Below are 18,001 nucleotides of genomic sequence, written 5' to 3'. Positions count from 1 at the left end.
GTGGTTTTTGTAGTATACTTGTAATACAAATAAAGGAGGCGATTGAGATGACTTTGACAACTATTCGTTTGGATGATGACTTACTGCAATGGATCAACGAATATGCCGAATTTAATGGAATAACTAAAACAAGGCTGATCCGTGATATTTTGATGGAGAAGATGCAAGATGATGAAGATTATTTAGAGGGCGTAAACAGCGTGAATGAAACTGCTGATGAGGCAATTATTTCTCGTGAAGACATGTTAATGAGGTATGGCGATGTATGATTGGGCCTTCAATCAGAAAGCTGAAAAGCAATTTTCAAAGTTAGATCCTATTGTTCAAAAGAGAATCCTTGCTTGGCTAGAACACAATATTCATGATTCTACGGACCCTAGATTATTTGGTAAGTCTTTAGAAGGAGCATACAAAACACTATGGCGCTATCGAATCGGCAAATATCGCTTAGTTGCTGATATCAACGATCATATCTTTATTGTAACAGTTGTAAAGGTTGGTAAAAGAAATGATGTCTATAAAAAATAAGCAAGCTTATCAAGCTTAAATGACAAAAGGGTATGAAGCTGCAATCGCTGCTTCATACCTTTTTGTCGTTTATCATTCGCTTAAATCAACAATTCTCGTCCCATGAACTTCTTTGACACCTAGTGTTTCAGCTACATGTTGCGCATTCTCAAAGGAGATGCCGCCGCCCGGTAAGATCGTTAATCGTTCTCCAGCATAGTCAATCAGTTCTTGCAGGCGGACAAAATTGTCCTCGATCGGTGTACCGGCAGTACCGCCGTGGGTCAAGATCCGCTCTACTTGGTGCGCTGCCAACCAATCGATCGCAGCAAACTGGCGTTCAGCAGGAATTGTATCAAAGGCCATATGGAACGTTACTTGTAATCCTTCTGCAGTGTCCAACAACAGTTCTAAGGCTTCTTCATCAAGCCAACCGCTGGGTGTCAAACAACCAAGCACGACGCCATCCGTACCCATTTTTTTTGCTTCAATCAAGTCGGTATGCATGATTTTCAATTCAGTATCATTGTAGACAAAGTCACCACCTCGTGGGCGAATGATCGTCATAACGGGGATACTTTTTTCGCCAGCATAGCTCAACACTTCTTCGATCACCCCTGTACTTGGGGTGGTGCCGCCGGCTGCTAGGTTGTCGCACAATTCGATTCGATTGGCTCCTTTGGCAATGGCGTATGGGATATTGGTATAATTTTCTGCACAAAACTCTTTTAACATATAAACCCTCCATGAACAAGCTTGTTATTCTATACTAGTAGTTTACCACAGATATATGGTAAAGTAGAATAGAGACGGAGGAATGTCTGATGTTAAAAAAAATCGATCGCGCCCGCTTATTTTTGCAAGCGCACCAAGAGATGTTTGCTTGTCCTATTTGCCACAAGCGTTTCTTTGCTACTGATAATGGACTGGTCTGTGCCAATCGGCATCGCTTTGATCTGTCAAAAAAAGGCACATTGTTTTTCTTAGACCATGCCGTCAAAACCGAGTATGATCAAGGAATGTTTTTACCAAGACAACGTATGATCCAAAGCGGGATGTACCAGCCGGTATTATCGCTTATCAAAGAGCAGTTGCATGTCAATGATACTGTGCTGGATGTGGGTTGCGGGGAAGGCAGTTTTCTGAACCAACTGATCACTGAAACGACCCAGACAGCTATTGGGTTCGATATAGCCAAAGAAGGCATCAATCTGGCGACCAATCAACCAGTGTCCGCTTTTTGGTGTGTGGCCGACTTGACCAACTTGCCTTTTGCGGATCTGAGTTTTGAGACGGTATTGAATATTTTTTCGCCGTCAAATTATGAGGAATTTAATCGTATTCTTAAAAAAGGCGGTCAATTGATCAAAGTCGTGCCGGCCGAAAATTATTTAAAAGAACTGCGAATGGCCTTTTATCCGGATGATCCAGCGAAACAACAATACTCTAATCAGCGGGTGGTCGACAAGTTTATGGCCCATTATCCAAGTGCCGCTCGACAACGGGTGACCCATGTCTTTGCGATCCCAGAAGCCTTGCAGCAAGACTTGCTGGCGATGTCGCCATTGGAGTGGGGGGCTGATGAAGCACAAAAGGCAGCCTTGCGGAAAGCACCATTGACCCAAATCACAGTCGATGTTGACATTTTAATTGCGAAAATTTACTGAAAATATTTTGAACTTTTTTGTTATTTACCCTTGCATTCATGCCATGGGAGTGATATATTGTTCTCAAGTCATTTTTCATTGGTTTTTATCAGGTTCCTGTTCTGATAAAAGTTAGTGAAAAGAGCTTCACTAACGTAACGACTCGCAGTGATCGACACCGAGTTGGTACGTTTTTTTTATGTCCAAAAATCTATTCACAGATAATGATTTGCCAAAAACAATTTTGGTAAAATATGATACTATAGATACGATTAGCATCAATTGGCTTTTGCCAAATGAAAAGGAGAAAGATTAATGAATCATATCGTTCTTTTTGAACCACAAATTCCAGCAAATACGGGAAATATCGCCCGGACGTGTGCAGCGACCAATACCCAATTGCATTTGATCGAACCACTAGGTTTTTCAACAGATGATAAACACTTGAAGCGGGCTGGGTTAGATTATTGGCAAGATGTTGCCATTACTTATCATAAAGACTTACCCGCGTTCATGGCCTTCTTGGGGGACCGCCCATTATACTTGATCTCGAAGTTTGCCAATCGCGTCTATTCCGAAGTCGATTATACGATAGAAGAGGATCAATTTTTTATTTTCGGCAAAGAAACCACCGGGTTGCCAGAAACCTTCATGCGGGAACATGCGGATCAATGTTTGCGTATCCCTATGGATGATACCCATGTTCGGTCATTGAATTTATCCAATACCGCAGCTTTGATCATTTATGAAGTGCTGCGTCAGCAAGGGTTTCCCCAATTAGAGTTGACGCATCATTATGAAAACGACAAAATCGATTAAAGTGAGGAATCTTGCATGCAATTATATTTTACACGGCATGGAAAAACGGAATGGAATCAAGCAAGACGTTTTCAAGGAATGCTAGGAGATTCGCCGTTATTGCCACAAAGCTATCAAGAAATTGAATTACTAGGCAACCATATTGCTGACATACCCTTTGAAAAAATCTATGCCAGCACGTCCTTGAGAGCGATGAAAACGGCCCAAGGCATTCAAGCTCGGTTAGCCCATCCTGTGGAAATCGTCTATACCGATGATTTGCGCGAACTTGGCTTAGGTGACTTAGAAGGGCAATCGATTGATGAGATGCATGCCAAATATCCAGATGAATTGGATCGATTACGAAACCATTTGGATCAATACGATCCCAGCGTATTTCATGGCGAACCAATCGAAGCGGCTTTGGCACGGATCGAAAAAGTGGTTGTCAATGCAGTCATACAACATCAAGGTCCATTGCTATTCGTCGGCCATGGTGCGTCAATGACGGCAGCGATCCAATGGTTGGCCGGCAAAACGCTGGCCCAGTTGAGAGAGCAAGGGGGGCTGGTCAACAACAGCCTAAGTATCTTAGATACAGGGGACAACATCCAAAGACCCTATAGCCTGACACAATGGAATGATGCCAGTTTTTTAGCTGACCAAGCAGGTTTAGACGCCTTATTATAAGTAGGAAGGAGCGGCACCATGATTCCAGAAAGACTTTTTTTTGTCGGCCATGTTGCCGCCATCTTTTTTCAAAACCCGAGTAATTTTTACAAAGTGTTGTTGGTCAAAGTGACGGAGAACAACGCTGATTACAAAGAAAGTGAAATCGTTGTGACAGGTAGTTTCGGCGAAATCCAAGAAGAAGAAAAGTATCGCTTTTTTGGAGAGTTGGTCAATCATCCCAAATATGGCGTCCAATTAAAAGCAGAGAGCTATCAACAGGAACAGCCGACTTCAGAACAAGGATTGATCAATTATCTCTCCAGTGAGAAATTTCCGGGGATCGGTAAGAAGACGGCAGAAAAAATCGTCGATCTCTTGGGGGAAACGGCCATTGATCGCATTTTAGAAGAACCGACCTTATTGGGGCAGATCCATGGGTTGAATGACAGCAAACAACAGATGATCGTCGACACGATCCGTCAAAATCATGGCATGGATCAAGTGATCGTCGGCTTGAATCGTTATGGGTTTGGTAGTCAATTGTCATTTGCGATTTATCAAGCCTATCGCAATGAAGCGTTGTCGATTATTGAAGAAAATCCTTATCAGCTCGTAGAGGATATCGAAGGAATCGGCTTTAAGCGTGCTGATGGCATCGCTGAGCAATTAGGGATCGAAGCCCATGCGCCGCAACGGTTCAGGGCAGCAATCTTGCACCAAATATTTGCACAAGCGTTGCAAAGCGGTGATACTTACAGTGATGCGCAAGATTTGTTGGAACAAACATTGCGTTTGTTGGAAACCAGTCGGCCAGTTGAGATCGACCCAGAACGTTTGGCCAATGTGATCATTGAATTGGTGGAAGAAGGCAAGATCCAGCAAGAAGAAACCAAACTGTATGAGAACAGTCTGTATTTCGCAGAGTGGGGGATCGCCAATTCTATTGAGCGCTTATTGGCCCGCAAGAAAGAAATCAAATATCCAGAAAAAACAATCAGCAAAACGATCCGCAAAATCGAAAAACAGCTAGGTATTACTTACGGTGCCTCTCAAGAAGAAGCCATCAAAGAAGCGATACGTTCGCCACTGTTTATTTTGACTGGGGGACCCGGAACCGGGAAGACTACTGTCATCAATGGTATCGTGCAATTATTTGCATCGTTGAATGATCTTGATTTGGAACCTTCTAAATATAGTGACGAAACCTTTCCAATTTTATTGGCCGCACCGACGGGACGGGCTGCCAAACGTATGAATGAAACCACAGGATTGCCGAGTGGTACGATCCATCGCTTGCTGGGATTGAATGGCCGGGAGAAAGCACCTAGTGTCAGCGCCAAAGAATTAGAAGGCGGCTTACTGATCGTAGATGAAATGTCAATGGTCGATACGTGGTTGGCGAACACGTTATTCAAATCGATTCCTACCAATATGCAAGTGATTTTTGTTGGAGATAAAGATCAGCTGCCTTCCGTAGGGCCTGGTCAAGTTCTTCATGATCTGTTGGCAATCGATGCGATTCCGCAACAAGAGCTGACAGAAATCTATCGGCAAGGGGACGGATCGAGTATTATTCCATTGGCCCACGCGATCAAAAATGGTCAATTACCCGCCGATTTTACCACAAACCAAAAAGATCGCTCCTTTTTCGCTTGTGATGCATACAAAATCGAACCATTGATCGCCCAAATCGTCAAAAGAGCCAAAGACAAAGGCTTCACGCCACAAGATATCCAAGTGTTGGCACCGATGTACCGTGGTGCTGCCGGAATCGATGCGTTGAACAAAATGATGCAAGAAATTTTCAATCCCAATGATGGTACAAAAAAAGAAGTGGCTTTTAATGATACTGTTTATCGGATTGGCGACAAAGTCTTGCAACTGGTCAACTCACCGGAAGACAATGTATTCAATGGTGATATGGGGCAAATCGTCGGTATCACTCTTGCCAAGCAATCAGAGGACAAAATCGATGAATTGACGATTCAGTTTGACGCCAACGAAGTGACATACAAACGCAATGAGTGGAACAAGATTACGCTGTCTTATTGTTGTTCGATCCATAAATCGCAAGGTAGCGAGTTTCAAATGGTGATCATGCCGATGGTCCATCAATATCAGCGAATGCTGCAACGCAACTTGCTCTATACAGCTGTGACGCGGAGCAAAGAGATGCTGATTTTGCTAGGTGAACCGCAAGCCTATCAAACCTGTGTGGCCAATGAATCAGCTGTTCGTTTGACAACATTGAAGGAACGCATCAATGGGACTGAACAAATGACGTCCTTGCAGCGGGCGAAACTTGCGCAATTTGAAGAAGCAGATACACCTTTCAATGATCCAGCAGAAGCCACCGATCCGGTGAAAAAGAAGGCGGCGACCGATCCAAAAGCACCAAAACAGACCGAAGATTCCAGCAGTCAGTCGATTGATTTGTTTTCAGATACGTTGGCGAAAGAAGTTATCAAAGCACCCGCTGCTGATATAGTTGAAGAAACGCTAGAAGCTGGGCCGTTGACACCGGCGATGGTTACCAATCAAACGGTAGATCCCATGATTGGGATGGGGGAGACAACGCCGTATGATTTTATGGTAAACAATTGAATCATCAAACAAAGCACAGCCAAGTGAGCGCTTTCTTTTGTCTTTTAGCGAAGATATGTTAAGCTAAAATCAAAAGGAGGCGTTGTTTTATGGCAAAAGATACAGAAGATAAATTAGCGAAATTAGCAAAAGAATCAACGAATGACTTCAAAAAGTTAGATGAAATGGAAAAAGAATTGAAATTAGATGAAAGTCCGGACGCGGGAGCTGATGGACAAGGGGAGTCTAAACTAGAGAAAACTTTAGATAAGGCACCGATCATCCCACCTAATACGCCCAACAATCCGATCAATCCAGGAAATCCGGGCAATCCATAGGCGAGCATATAGGTAACAAAAAAGGTATATCATTTAAAAATGATACACCTTTTTTATTAGCACCAAAACAACTGTTTGGCCGTGGTCAACGTTAAATCAAATGGCCGCTCACCCATTTCTTCACCGTCTTCTTGTCCATGTTGCGGTATGGTAGAGACGATCCGCAATTTTGCCGTCGATAAATGATGGAAATAGCGAGACTTCATATGTTTCTTGCGAGTCAACAATAAGATCAACCAAAAAATCTTATACATGGCAACTCGTTCTACTAAGACAAAATCGAGCTTGTTGTCTTTGATCGTGGCAGTTGGTGCAATCGCGACACCACCGCCAAAATACGGATGATTGGTGGTTGTACATAAAAAGGCTTTTGAAAAACTGAGCTGTTGGCCATTGCATTCTACCAAAATGGGAAAACCTTTCTGACGAAAAAGGACATTTACAATGGCTGCGATATAGGAGAAAGACCCCATATTGAATTTATTGAGATTAGATTTTGCGGCGGAATGATTGGCTGCATAAACAATGGCAGCGTCCAAACCGATTCCCACATTGTTGATGGCAACCCCGGTCTCTTCTTGAATCTGCTCATGATAGTGGATAACTGTTAATTCTTGCGGTCGAGAGGAACCAGCGATTTGCCAAAAGACTTTTTCCGGTTCTTTTGGGAAATCAAGACTTCGGGCGAAATCATTGCCAGAGCCAGCAGGAATATAGGCGATAGGAATGTGTTGACCGTCGCTTTCTTGAACTTCAGTCACCACTTGGTGCAATGTACCGTCTCCGCCGATAACCACTAATAGGGGATAGAGCATATCACTATTTTCTAAATAGGCCTCATCCCAAGGCAACAACGTTTCTTGCAATAGTTTTCTGGTTTGCAACCGCTCCTCACCAGCTTGATTTGTATAATAAAATTGATAAGGAAAATGATGCTTATCTAAAATGTTTTTGATACGTGTTGCTACTTTTTCACCGCGTCCACTGCCTGAAGCAGGGTTGACGATCACGTGATAATAATATTTCATGCTTGATATCCCCAATTTTCTAGTTTACGTTCAATGCGGTCTATTATAGCATGTTTCAATTAAAGTGTGGATAGGGAAGTTCGCTTAAAAAAAGACAAAAAAATAGATTCGACGAACGTGCCAGTTATGATCGCTAAGGTTCTAATGTCCACTCTGATCATAAGGTTCAATACATTTCGTCGAATCCTATTCAATTAGTAAGGAGTAACCCAAATTCCCACATCCTTTGTGCTTTATTTTGAAGTTGACAACAATTCTTTTCTTGCAGAACCTACATCGTCTGCTTTACTGGGAATCCCTGCTCCTTACACTTATAGTATAGCAGAAAAACAAGAAAATGCAATCGTTTACAAAACAATGGTATAGTCTTAATATATTTTTAAAATCTACTTTATTTATACAAAACTTAAGCCTTCTTTCGCATTTTTGCCTTATTTCTGCTGTAAAGTATTGGTAAGGAGCGATGACACATGAGAAAAATCGAATTGAAATCGTATCAAATATGGCGGATCATCTTATTTTCCCTCGTTGTTTTTTGGAGTGGAGTCGTCTGGTTGCTTTTATGAATCAGGCCCAATGGTGCGATAGGCAAAGACGATCGTTTAGCGTCTACGATTGTCTTTTTTTTGTTGAAGCGTGAAAGACTTCTCTCTTTTTAATTACTTGTTCTTACTCATTTTGTTTTAAAAGAGTTTTATTTGATTTCATTGACCCTTGATAAATCAGCATTATCCTGTATAATAGGTACCTGTTCATCACAACGCGGTTCATCAACCATCCCGCGTAATCAAAACTTGGAGAAAGTAGGGTTTTTATGGAAAAATCAACGAGTTTCAGCAATCAACGGCTACGTGTGATCGTAGCAAACGGATTGATTATGGCAGTGTATATTGCTTTATCGATCGTCGTGTCGCCATTTGCTTCTGGTGCAATCCAATTTCGTATTTCGGAAGGATTGAATCATGTGGTCGTCTTTAACCGCAAATTGATGTGGGGAGTCGTCGGTGGCGTGGTCGTCTATAATTTGTTTTTTGGGTTAGGTGTGATCGATGCATTGTTTGGTGGAGCAGGTTCTTTCTTGGCACTTGGCGCAACAGCTTTGATCTATCATAAAGTACCGAATGTCTATATGCGATTGGCGTTTAATACGATTGTCTTTTCAGCTAGTATGTTCTTGGTTGCCATCATGCTGAACATGGTCTTAGGTTTGCCTTTTTGGGTCACCTTTGGTACGACAGCGTTAAGCGAATTGATCATTATGACATTGACAGCACCACTGATGTATATTGTGAATAAAGCGGTCGGTTTCGACAAACGCTTTTAAGATGGGTCGTTTTTTGCTTGGATGGTTCTCAAAAAATGACAAAACAGCTCCTGCACATTCAAGCAGGAGCTGTTTTTTATTCTGCGTTCAAGTCTTCGATCTCAACTACTTTGAAGTTTTTGACTTCTAATTGATGGACGATCTTATCACATAATTCTTTTGATGTCCGAGCAGGCAAGGTGATCAATGTCCGACGGATAAATTCATCTTTGCCGATATCTAAAGTGATACAACTTGCGATACTGCTGTACTTGGCAATAATTTTCGAAATAACTGCTAAGTCGCCTTGTTGGCCAGTAGAGGCAATGGTCAATACATAACTGCCTTGTTCCACGCTCCAAGATTGCGCCAACATATTTAATAAAGAACTGTGGGTCAATATACCATAAAATTGATTGTTTTCATCCAATACGGCAATATACGGTAATTCTTTGATGGTAAAGAAAACATTGAAAAATGAAGAATTGACATAAATGAATTTCGTTGCATTTTTCAATAGATACGTAACAGGTAAAGTCATATCGCCACCATTGGCTTTGTGGCGGTAAATATGCATTTTGTAGATATTTCCTCTAAAAATTTTACCGGATTCATCAAGGATCGGTACACAACGATACCCTGATTCTTCTAAGATCGCTAAGGCTTCTTCTAAAGTGGCTGTTTCTTTGACGGTGGTCAAGTCCCGTTTTTTATAGACCATAGTTTTTAATAACATCAGTTTTCCCCTCCCATATAACCATTTCACCACTTTATCATACCATAAAATCGTTGAAAACTATATTTTTGCACAACGAAATCTTAAATTGACACATTCTTGAAAAAATGGTATTTTTAATGTTGGAAAACTATCTAAAAAGGGGGAGGACACTGAGATGGCAACAAAAAAAGCAGCTTTGGCTTGTTCTGTCTGCGGATCCCGCAACTACTCAAAATCAATCAGCGAAGGTAAAAAAGGCGAACGCCTTGAAATCAATAAGTTTTGCAAGTATTGCAACCAATACACTTTGCATCGTGAAACCAAGTAAGGAGGGAACTTGATGAAATTTTTGAAAAATGTGATCGAAGAAATGAAGAATGTTTCTTGGCCTTCAAAAAAACAACTGCGTAGAGATACTTTTGTTGTGATTCAAACAACGTTGATTTTTGCGGTAATGTTCTTTGTCATGGACACGTTGATTCAAACAGTTTTCAACTGGATCTTGAAATAAACAAGTCTTCTTGTTTATGCTAGTCATACACACGGATACGTGGTATAATCGCTTTGAGGAAAAACTTCGGTCTGGCTGAGGTTTTTTTATTTTACAAAAAAGATGGGGAGTCCGAAAAAAATGGAATCTTTTGAAAAAAATTGGTACGTCTTACACACATATTCTGGTTATGAAAATAAAGTAAAAGCCAATATCGAATCACGGGCGCAAAGTATGGGCATGGGAGATTATATTTTCCGTGTTGTCGTACCTGAAGAAGTAGAAACAGAAGAAAAAAATGGCAAAACCAAAGAAATCGTCCACAAAACATTTCCTGGTTATGTATTAGTTGAAATGGTGATGACAGATGATTCTTGGTATGTTGTCAGAAATACACCTGGTGTAACAGGTTTCGTTGGCTCTCACGGTGCCGGCAGCAAACCCGCGCCTTTATTGCAAGAAGAAATCAATTCAATCTTACGCTCCATCGGTATGAGTACGCGGACAGTTGAACTTGAAGTGGCACTCGGCGAAACAGTCAAAATTATCGAAGGTGCTTTTTCGGGTCTTGAAGGGCAAGTGACTGAAATCGATGAAGAAAGAGAAAAATTAAAAGTCAACATCGATATGTTTGGTCGGGAAACCAGTACTGAACTTGATTTTGAACAAGTGGATAAAATTTAATTTTTATCAGACTGGCATCACAGTTCAAAATACAGTAAACTAAAGATAAGATAAATAGTGGACCAATTCGTTGGCCCACTTTTTTGTACATCGTGAGTAAGCGCTTTAAAAGAGGAAGGGGTCCTATGTCAAATTTAGTTAGTATATTAAAGAAAAAGTTTCGGGATGATCTGCATTTTCCGGAAAAAGGAACGATCTCTGTTCATAATGGCTACCGTCTATTGTTTTTATTTAATCTGTTTTTGTTATCGGCAGCCCTCATTTTGCTGGAACCCAGTCATTTGCTGACTGAGATGCAACGAATACTTTTTTCAGAAAGTCATTTGGTGACGGATTATATCGAATTGACTTCTGTGGGGACAGCACTGTTCAACAGCAGTCTGATGACCTTTATCGCCATCTTTATCTGTTATCATTACCGCGTGCCGATGACCGGCGGTGCAGTGTCGGCAATTTTTATGGTGACAGGATACGGATTGTTTGGTAAAAATCTATTGAATTTTATTCCGATTTTTCTTGGGGTACGTTTGTATTCCTATTTGATGAATGAGCCATTGAAGAAATTTTTGCTGATTGCATTATATGGTTCTTCTGTGTCGCCTGTGGTTAGTTTCTTTGCCTTTAATCAACGGCTTTCACCGATCGTTGGATTGAGTGTGGGGTATTTGATCGGTATCGTGATTGGCTTTATCATGGTTCCTTTGGCGTTGCATTTTCAATCTTTATTCAAACGAGTCAGCTTGTATAGTGCAGGCTTTACTTCTGGCATGTTGTGTACGATGGTGGCGGGGATTTGCCGAATGTTTGGTCTGCAGATTGATCTCAGGGGCATTGTTTCAACGGAGCAACAGCCGGAACTGATTGTATTGCTGGTCGTTTTTGGGTTGCTGATCAGCGGGTATGGTCTACGTATGGCATCTAAAAGGCACCGCCTGAATCTGCGGGCAGTCTGGTCTCATAGCGGGAAAATCGAGTTGGATATATTAAGAGACACCGGTGTCTATAATACGATGATCAATATGGGCTTGATGACCCTCTTGTTGGCAGGCTATGTAATGACTATCGGCGCGGTCGTGAATGGACCAGTTTTGGGAGCGATATTTTGCGTGATCGGTTTTTCTGCATGTGGTGCCCATGTCTTTAACTCAGTGCCTTTATTGTTAGGTGTCACGCTTGCGAATGCTTTAAATATTTATGCCATCAATGAAACTGTCACTGTTACGGCAGCTATTTTTGCTATGATGCTTTGTGCCATCACCAATGCGTATGGTTGGAAAGGTGGTTTGATTGTAGGATTCATCCATACCTCGATGGTCTTGAATATCGATGTGCTTCATGGCGGTTTGAATCTATACAACAATGGTTTTTCTGGAGGACTGGTGGCGATGATGATCATTCCACTTTTAGACTTAACAAAGCAGCTGAAGCGCAAAAAAGGGCTGAAGAAACTGGAAGATGAGCTGATCGATAATGTAGGTATCACTATCGATCAGGACTTGATGAGTAGGGAAGCACCTCAGCCGGAGACAAAACAAATCACTGGCTATTCACTGTCAAGAAAATGACCAACTATTTGTGAAAGAGCTACACAAAAAACCAACAAAGCAGTAGCAACTGTTTTGTCGGCGTTTTGTGTGGTTCTTTATTTTTCTTGATTGCTTGCCAAAATCTCTGCTTGCAATCGTTGCGCTGTCGGGGTCATGGCTAGGCCGCCTTCAGCAGTTTCTTTAAAGATACTTGGCATTTGACGACCGACTTGGTACATCGCCATAACAACTTCATCTGGCGGAATGACACTCTCGATACCCGCCAATGCCATATCGGCAGAAATGAAGGCTTGGGATGAACCAAGGGCATTTCGTTTCACGCAAGGGACTTCCACGAGTCCAGCAACCGGATCGCAAATCAAGCCCATCATATTTTTCAAGGTGATGGCAACGGCTTGCGCCGCTTGATGCGCAGAACCATGCTTGGCACAAACCAGTGCAGCAGCAGCCATGGCGCTGGCGGATCCAATCTCTGCCTGACAGCCGCCTTCAGCACCGGAGATCGAAGCGTTGTTGGCGATAACTAACCCGAAGGCGCCAGCTGTAAATAGAAAATCGATTTGTGCTTTTCGGGTCATGTTTAAGCGGTCTCTGACAGCCATTAACACGCCTGAGACAACACCAGCACTACCAGCTGTCGGTGTGGCACAGATCAGGCCCATTTTGGCGTTGACTTCATTGACCGCAATCGCATTTTGAACGGCTTGTAAAATCGTATCGCCGCTTAGAAAGTCACCTGCAGCGATGTAGTCGTTCATCTTCGTCGCATCTCCACCAGTTAAGCCGGTGACAGATGTGACACCAGCCACACCCTCAGCAACAGATTGTTCCATGACAGTCAAATTCTTGTCCATCAACGCAACGATTTGGTCATGGCTGCGTCCAGTATTTTCCATTTCAATGGCAATCATCATGTCAGCGACAGATGAATAATTCTTGCTTTGGGTAACGAGTTCCTCTATTGAATAAAACATGTCTTTGCTCCTTTAATCAAAATATGCCGCGCTAAATACATGAGGCAGGACTTTGATCTGTTGCGCCAACTGGTCATTACGTTGGTCAACTTCAATGATCATGATCGCTTTGTCGCCAACAGATTCTCTGGTAACGGTCATTGTGCCAATATTGATTGCGGCATCAGACAAAAGATTTGTCACTTTGGCAATCATCCCAGGTACATCTTGGTGGACGATAACGTATGTTGGTGTCCCTAAGGTCAACGAAATTTTAAACCCATTTAATTCAGAGATTTGAATATTCCCGCCGCCGATAGAAATCCCAGTCACAGAAAGCGTATGATCACCTTTCGTCAAAATCATTTTGACCATGTTCGGATGTTCCGCTTTTTCTTTCTTCGGTACGAACAGGACTTCAATGTCTTCTTCATAAGCCAGTTTCAATGAGTCGGCCAAACGCGCATCGTCTGGATCCATCCCCAGCAAACCGCCAACTAGGGCGATATCAGTGCCATGACCACGATAGGTCTTAGCAAATGATTCATACAATAAGATATCAACAGTATCCGGTTTTTCACCAAAAATACTGCGAACGATTTTTCCGATACGTGCAGCACCAGCGGTATGGGAACTGCTGGGACCAACCATGATCGGACCAATAATATCAAATACACTGCGGTATTTTAATTGTTCCATTTTTTTCACCTCAGGACTCATGATTCAAAGATAATTCAGTAGTAGTGTAGCACAGAAAAATGAGAGAACAAGTAAAGGGCGTCAAAATGCAAAAAAAAATTTATCTTTCTGACCATTCGTGTGATATCGATAGGCGAATAGTAGAAAAAAAGAATAAATGCTTGAAATTATCTTTAAAGATGCTATAATATTCCAGTGTGCGTTCGTCACATGTTATTTGTGTGTGCACATGAAACACTAGTGGGAGGAGAAATTTGGATCTCCAATACACCACATCACGGACTCAAGGAGGTATGTCTCGTGGCAAAAAAAGTAGAAAAAATCGTTAAATTGCAAATCCCTGCAGGTAAAGCAACACCAGCTCCGCCAGTAGGTCCTGCGTTAGGTCAAGCAGGTGTGAATATCATGGGATTCACAAAAGAATTCAATGCACGTACAGCTGAACAAGTTGGTTTGATCATTCCTGTAGTGATCTCTGTATACGAAGACCGTTCATTCACTTTCGTTACAAAAACACCACCAGCAGCAGTATTATTGAAAAAAGCAGCAAACATTGAAAAAGGTTCAGGCGAACCAAACAAAACAAAAGTTGCAAAAGTTTCACGCGATCAAATCAAAGAAATCGCTGAATTGAAAATGGAAGACCTAAACGCAGCTGATGTTGAAGCAGCAATGCGCATGGTTGAAGGAACTGCACGAAGCATGGGAATCACTGTAGAATAATTTTTACAGTCCTAAGAAAGTAGCTTCTCAGTCGGCTCTATATTGAAAAATATGGGACACGTGGGAGGTTCTACCGTTATAACCACATCAAGGAGGAAACAAAATGGCTAAAAAAAGCAAAAAAATGCAAGATGCATTGAAAAAAGTTGACGCTACAAAAGCTTATTCAGTTGAAGAAGCTGTAGCATTGGCAAAAGAAACAAACATTGCAAAATTCGACGCAACGGTTGAAGTTGCTTACAAATTAAACGTAGACCCTAAAAAAGCGGATCAACAAATCCGTGGTGCTGTTGTATTACCAAACGGTACTGGTAAAACACAAACTGTTTTAGTTTTTGCTAAAGGCGATAAAGCCAAAGAAGCTGAAGCAGCTGGTGCTGATTTCGTTGGTGACGACGATATGGTCCAAAAAATCCAAGGTGGCTGGTTCGATTTTGACGTTGTTGTGGCAACGCCAGATATGATGGCTACTGTTGGTAAATTAGGTCGTGTATTAGGCCCTAAAGGTTTAATGCCTAACCCTAAAACTGGTACAGTAACAATGGACGTAACAAAAGCTGTGAACGAAGTAAAAGCTGGTAAAGTTACTTACCGTGTTGACAAAGCTGGTAACATCCACGTACCAATCGGTAAAGTATCATTTGAAGATGCTAAATTGATCGAAAACTTCAAAACGATCCATGACACATTGTTGAAAGCTAAACCTTCAGCAGCGAAAGGTCAATACATGAGAAATATCTCTGTAACGACTACTTTTGGTCCTGGGATCCACGTTGAACAAGCTTCTTTCTAATTTGAATAAATAATTTACAAACTTTTATTGACTTGACTGCCTTATCTATGGTAAGGTAGTCAAGGTTAAAAGTTTAACTGTACCGAAGACAGTAGGTGACGTCAGTCTTAATTTCCTACCGAGGACGTTTATTGAGAGTATTCAATAGTCCCTCTATGTCTACGGTGGCATAGGGTTTTTTTATGTTTTGTTTTCAAATCATAAGAAACTCTTCCATCAAAATCAGGAGGTGAAATATAAATGAGTGAAGCAGCTATCGCTAAAAAATCCGTCATCGTTGATGAAGTAAGTGAAAAGTTCTCTGCAGCCGCATCAGTAGTCGTTGTTGACTACCGTGGATTAACTGTTGATGAAGTAACACGTTTACGTAAACAATTGCGTGATGCAAACGTTGAAATGAAAGTTATCAAAAATTCTATTCTTTCACGTGCTGCTGAAAAAGCTGGTCTTGAAGGTTTAGATGAAGTATTCACTGGCCCAACAGCCGTAGCATTCAGTAACGAAGACGTTGTTGCACCTGCAAAAATCATTAATGATTTCGCAAAAGATGCTAAAGCTTTAGAAATCAAAGGCGGTATCATCGAAGGCAAAGTTTCTTCTGTTGAAGAAATCGTTGCATTGGCAAAATTGCCAAACCGCGAAGGACTTCTTTCTATGTTGCTATCTGTGCTACAAGCACCTATCCGCAACGTGGCTTACGCTGTCAAAGCAGTGGCAGAAAAAGAAGAAGATGCAGCTTAATTGCCGCATGATCATCATCTATTAAAAAAACATACTATTTAACTAAATGGAGGAAAACAAAATGGCATTGAACATTGAAAACATTGTCGAAGAGCTAAAAGGCGCGACAATCTTAGAATTAAACGATTTAATTAAAGCTATCGAAGAAGAATTTGGCGTATCTGCAGCAGCTCCTGTAGCTGCAGCTGGTGGAGCTGGCGACGGCGCTGCTGCTGAAGAACAAACTGAATTCACTGTAGAATTAACTGCAGCTGGCGATCAAAAAGTGAAAGTTATCAAAGCAGTTCGTGAAGCAACTGGCTTAGGCTTGAAAGAAGCAAAAGCAGTAGTTGACGGCGCTCCTTCAGCTGTTAAAGAAGGCATCTCTAAAGAAGATGCTGAAGCATTGAAAGCAGCTTTAGAAGAAGTTGGCGCTTCAGTAACAGTTAAATAATTTTTCTTAGTGTCAAATCCTTTTGTATGAAAGGGTTTGGCGCTTTTTTTTGAGTTGGTCTAGTGAGAGAATTCATTTCGCTGGATCTTTTTTTGTTGGTCAATGAAGCAAGCCGATGTTTTGATTAAAATACTTCAAATTTCATGAAAAATTCCAACTTTTCCTGTAGTATTTGAATGAATACAAGGAGGCGGAGATGAATGAGCATACTGAAATCAGCTGTGAAGTATAAAGTCGCCAAAAAAGAAACAAGCAAAGTTATGGGCGATGGCGTATTATCAAGTGTTGTGGCGGCGAAAGCAGTTAAGAAAAGTAACCAGCGCAGCAATCAAAGAACAAAAAAGTAAATACTCTAGAAACATCTCTTTTTACTATCCAACTTTCAATAGTGACAATAGCTAGTGTTAAATCTTTTGAGGTTCAAAAGATTTAACACTATTTTTTTAAATATAATATGCTATTTATGATATATTGGATAAAAAATGGTTTTATTCGAATTTGGGACTAGTTTCCCATTTGAAGGGATGCTATACTTTTTTGTAACATGATTGTCAGGAGGAGTTATGCGGCCTATTTATATATATCGTAAAAACAAAGAAAACCAATCTTCCTTTTATCAAATACTTGTAGATATCATCGATGAGAACCATCTCTCAGTTGGTGCTATTTACCTGATTGATCAGCTGAAGCAAATAATCGATCATCGTCAAAGCTGCGATCGATCTGGCATTTATTTCCTCGATTATTGCCTAGGAAATTCATTATTGGATAAACGCCACCTCGTCCAAACAATTCGTTCTAAGAATCCATATGCTTGTCTGATTTTCATCAAGCGCCGCCAAGATACAGCATATGAAACGGAGCAATACCAGTTACAGCCTTTTGGTTATTTGACGGAAGATGACTCTCAATTGTTCAAGCAACAACTCAAAGCCTGTCTATGCGCAATCGAACAACGACATGCCAAAGAAGTGGTGGAGCAGGTTAAATATACGATCAAGGTTGATCAGAGAAAAATCCACGTACCAAAAGACGAAAGCTACTTTATCGAAACATCGGAGCGCGCCCATTATTTACGTCTGCATACGAAAGATCAACACTATGAATTTCGTGGTAAATTGTCAGAAATTTCAAAAACAATGGGAAGCGATTTTTTGCTTATTCACCGTTCCTATTTGGTCAATGCTGCCTATATTCGGGAAATCGATTATCAACAAGCAATCGTCACATTAGCCAATGGCCAGAAATGTTTGATTTCTAAAAGGGGAAAGCGTGTATTGACGCATGCATTTCATCACAGGAATGAATGTTCAATTGTTGAATAGCTGACCATTCACGACGAGAT

23 protein-coding genes and 1 other annotated feature are annotated in these 18,001 nt (G+C 41.3%); of the genes, 18 read left to right on the top strand and 5 right to left on the bottom strand.

All coding sequences use genetic code 11. From position 1 onward, the window contains the following. Positions 1–47 precede the first annotated feature (47 nt). Positions 48–269, top strand: a complete 222-nt coding sequence (locus A5886_RS09770; protein ID WP_086274936.1) for a DUF6290 family protein — start codon at positions 48–50, stop codon at positions 267–269. Continuing rightward, positions 262–528 carry a type II toxin-antitoxin system RelE family toxin gene (locus A5886_RS09765; RefSeq protein ID WP_086274935.1) on the top strand — a complete coding sequence of 89 codons (267 nt, stop codon included), beginning with the start codon at positions 262–264 and terminating at the stop codon, positions 526–528. The genes A5886_RS09770 and A5886_RS09765 overlap by 8 nt, the downstream gene beginning before the upstream one ends. 72 nt (positions 529–600) lie before the next feature. Here the strand turns inward: A5886_RS09765 and A5886_RS09760 are convergent, their stop codons facing one another. Then, positions 601–1,242, bottom strand: coding sequence for a copper homeostasis protein CutC (locus A5886_RS09760; RefSeq protein WP_086274934.1), 642 nt, complete (start codon positions 1,240–1,242; stop codon positions 601–603). Positions 1,243–1,331: 89 nt separating this feature from the next. Here A5886_RS09760 and A5886_RS09755 point away from each other — a divergent pair, with 89 nt between their 5' ends. The 5 genes from A5886_RS09755 to A5886_RS09735 all read left to right on the top strand — a co-directional run bounded on the left by A5886_RS09755 (position 1,332) and on the right by A5886_RS09735 (position 6,544). Continuing rightward, positions 1,332–2,174 carry a methyltransferase domain-containing protein gene (locus A5886_RS09755; RefSeq protein ID WP_086274933.1) on the top strand — a complete coding sequence of 281 codons (843 nt, stop codon included), beginning with the start codon at positions 1,332–1,334 and terminating at the stop codon, positions 2,172–2,174. Positions 2,175–2,468: 294 nt separating this feature from the next. Then, positions 2,469–2,972 (top strand): tRNA (uridine(34)/cytosine(34)/5-carboxymethylaminomethyluridine(34)-2'-O)-methyltransferase TrmL, encoded by a 504-nt coding sequence (trmL, locus tag A5886_RS09750; protein WP_086274931.1) that lies wholly within the window; start codon positions 2,469–2,471, stop codon positions 2,970–2,972. Positions 2,973–2,987: 15 nt separating this feature from the next. Then, a complete protein-coding gene (locus A5886_RS09745; RefSeq protein WP_086274929.1) occupies positions 2,988–3,641 on the top strand; it encodes a histidine phosphatase family protein in 654 nt (217 codons plus the stop codon). Positions 3,642–3,659: 18 nt separating this feature from the next. Further along, positions 3,660–6,227, top strand: a complete 2,568-nt coding sequence (gene recD2 / locus A5886_RS09740) for an SF1B family DNA helicase RecD2 (protein ID WP_086274928.1) — start codon at positions 3,660–3,662, stop codon at positions 6,225–6,227. A gap of 89 nt (positions 6,228–6,316) precedes the next feature. Beyond that, positions 6,317–6,544: a cold-shock protein gene (locus A5886_RS09735; RefSeq protein ID WP_086274926.1), complete on the top strand. Its 228-nt coding sequence runs from the start codon at positions 6,317–6,319 to the stop codon at positions 6,542–6,544. A gap of 56 nt (positions 6,545–6,600) precedes the next feature. Here A5886_RS09735 and A5886_RS09730 read toward each other — a convergent pair whose 3' ends face one another. After that, positions 6,601–7,572, bottom strand: coding sequence for a diacylglycerol/lipid kinase family protein (locus A5886_RS09730; RefSeq protein WP_086274925.1), 972 nt, complete (start codon positions 7,570–7,572; stop codon positions 6,601–6,603). 814 nt (positions 7,573–8,386) lie between these two features. On the opposite strand from A5886_RS09730, the gene A5886_RS09725 reads away from it, so the two are divergent. Further along, positions 8,387–8,896 carry a QueT transporter family protein gene (locus tag A5886_RS09725; protein WP_086274923.1) on the top strand — a complete coding sequence of 170 codons (510 nt, stop codon included), beginning with the start codon at positions 8,387–8,389 and terminating at the stop codon, positions 8,894–8,896. Positions 8,897–8,972: 76 nt separating this feature from the next. Here the strand turns inward: A5886_RS09725 and cbpA are convergent, their stop codons facing one another. After that, positions 8,973–9,611, bottom strand: a complete 639-nt coding sequence (cbpA, locus tag A5886_RS09720; RefSeq protein WP_086274921.1) for a cyclic di-AMP binding protein CbpA — start codon at positions 9,609–9,611, stop codon at positions 8,973–8,975. 157 nt (positions 9,612–9,768) lie between these two features. Between cbpA and rpmG the strand changes: the two genes are divergently transcribed. The 4 genes from rpmG (at position 9,769) to A5886_RS09700 (ending at position 12,332) form a co-directional block, all read left to right on the top strand. Then, positions 9,769–9,921, top strand: a complete 153-nt coding sequence (rpmG, locus tag A5886_RS09715) for a 50S ribosomal protein L33 (protein ID WP_086274919.1) — start codon at positions 9,769–9,771, stop codon at positions 9,919–9,921. A gap of 12 nt (positions 9,922–9,933) precedes the next feature. Then, positions 9,934–10,104, top strand: coding sequence for a preprotein translocase subunit SecE (secE, locus tag A5886_RS09710; RefSeq protein ID WP_086274917.1), 171 nt, complete (start codon positions 9,934–9,936; stop codon positions 10,102–10,104). A gap of 120 nt (positions 10,105–10,224) precedes the next feature. After that, the gene (gene nusG, locus A5886_RS09705) at positions 10,225–10,767 is read left to right on the top strand and encodes a transcription termination/antitermination protein NusG (RefSeq protein ID WP_086274915.1); all 543 of its coding nucleotides are present in this window, start codon (positions 10,225–10,227) and stop codon (positions 10,765–10,767) included. A 125-nt stretch (positions 10,768–10,892) separates the two neighbouring features. Next, on the top strand, positions 10,893–12,332 hold the full coding sequence (locus A5886_RS09700; protein ID WP_086274913.1) for a DUF1576 domain-containing protein: 1,440 nt from the start codon (positions 10,893–10,895) through the stop codon (positions 12,330–12,332). A gap of 77 nt (positions 12,333–12,409) precedes the next feature. On the opposite strand, the gene sdaAA is transcribed toward A5886_RS09700, so the two are convergent. Together sdaAA and sdaAB are read right to left on the bottom strand one after the other, a co-directional pair. Then, on the bottom strand, positions 12,410–13,288 hold the full coding sequence (gene sdaAA / locus A5886_RS09695) for an L-serine ammonia-lyase, iron-sulfur-dependent, subunit alpha (RefSeq protein ID WP_086274912.1): 879 nt from the start codon (positions 13,286–13,288) through the stop codon (positions 12,410–12,412). A 12-nt stretch (positions 13,289–13,300) separates the two neighbouring features. Continuing rightward, positions 13,301–13,966 (bottom strand): L-serine ammonia-lyase, iron-sulfur-dependent subunit beta, encoded by a 666-nt coding sequence (gene sdaAB, locus A5886_RS09690; protein WP_086274911.1) that lies wholly within the window; start codon positions 13,964–13,966, stop codon positions 13,301–13,303. Between the two features lie 300 nt (positions 13,967–14,266). Between sdaAB and rplK the strand changes: the two genes are divergently transcribed. The 6 genes from rplK (at position 14,267) to A5886_RS09665 (ending at position 17,981) form a co-directional block, all read left to right on the top strand. Beyond that, positions 14,267–14,689: a 50S ribosomal protein L11 gene (rplK, locus tag A5886_RS09685; protein ID WP_086274910.1), complete on the top strand. Its 423-nt coding sequence runs from the start codon at positions 14,267–14,269 to the stop codon at positions 14,687–14,689. A 103-nt stretch (positions 14,690–14,792) separates the two neighbouring features. Then, complete coding sequence (gene rplA / locus A5886_RS09680) at positions 14,793–15,482, top strand: 50S ribosomal protein L1 (RefSeq protein ID WP_086274909.1); 690 nt, start codon at positions 14,793–14,795, stop codon at positions 15,480–15,482. A 64-nt stretch (positions 15,483–15,546) separates the two neighbouring features. Then, positions 15,547–15,673 (top strand) — a sequence feature (ribosomal protein L10 leader region). A gap of 49 nt (positions 15,674–15,722) precedes the next feature. Further along, complete coding sequence (gene rplJ / locus A5886_RS09675) at positions 15,723–16,223, top strand: 50S ribosomal protein L10 (RefSeq protein ID WP_086274908.1); 501 nt, start codon at positions 15,723–15,725, stop codon at positions 16,221–16,223. Between the two features lie 61 nt (positions 16,224–16,284). Next, on the top strand, positions 16,285–16,656 hold the full coding sequence (gene rplL, locus A5886_RS09670) for a 50S ribosomal protein L7/L12 (protein WP_086274907.1): 372 nt from the start codon (positions 16,285–16,287) through the stop codon (positions 16,654–16,656). A gap of 200 nt (positions 16,657–16,856) precedes the next feature. Continuing rightward, entirely contained in the window at positions 16,857–17,003 is a 147-nt protein-coding gene (locus A5886_RS15860; protein ID WP_179190019.1) for a hypothetical protein, read from the top strand. Positions 17,004–17,219: 216 nt separating this feature from the next. Beyond that, entirely contained in the window at positions 17,220–17,981 is a 762-nt protein-coding gene (locus A5886_RS09665) for a response regulator transcription factor (protein WP_086274906.1), read from the top strand. Positions 17,982–18,001: the final 20 nt, after the last annotated feature.

Source organism: Candidatus Enterococcus testudinis (genome assembly GCF_002140915.1).
Classification (GTDB): Bacteria; Bacillota; Bacilli; order Lactobacillales; family Enterococcaceae; genus Enterococcus_D; species Enterococcus_D testudinis.
This window is presented reverse-complemented; position numbering and strand designations above follow the sequence as displayed.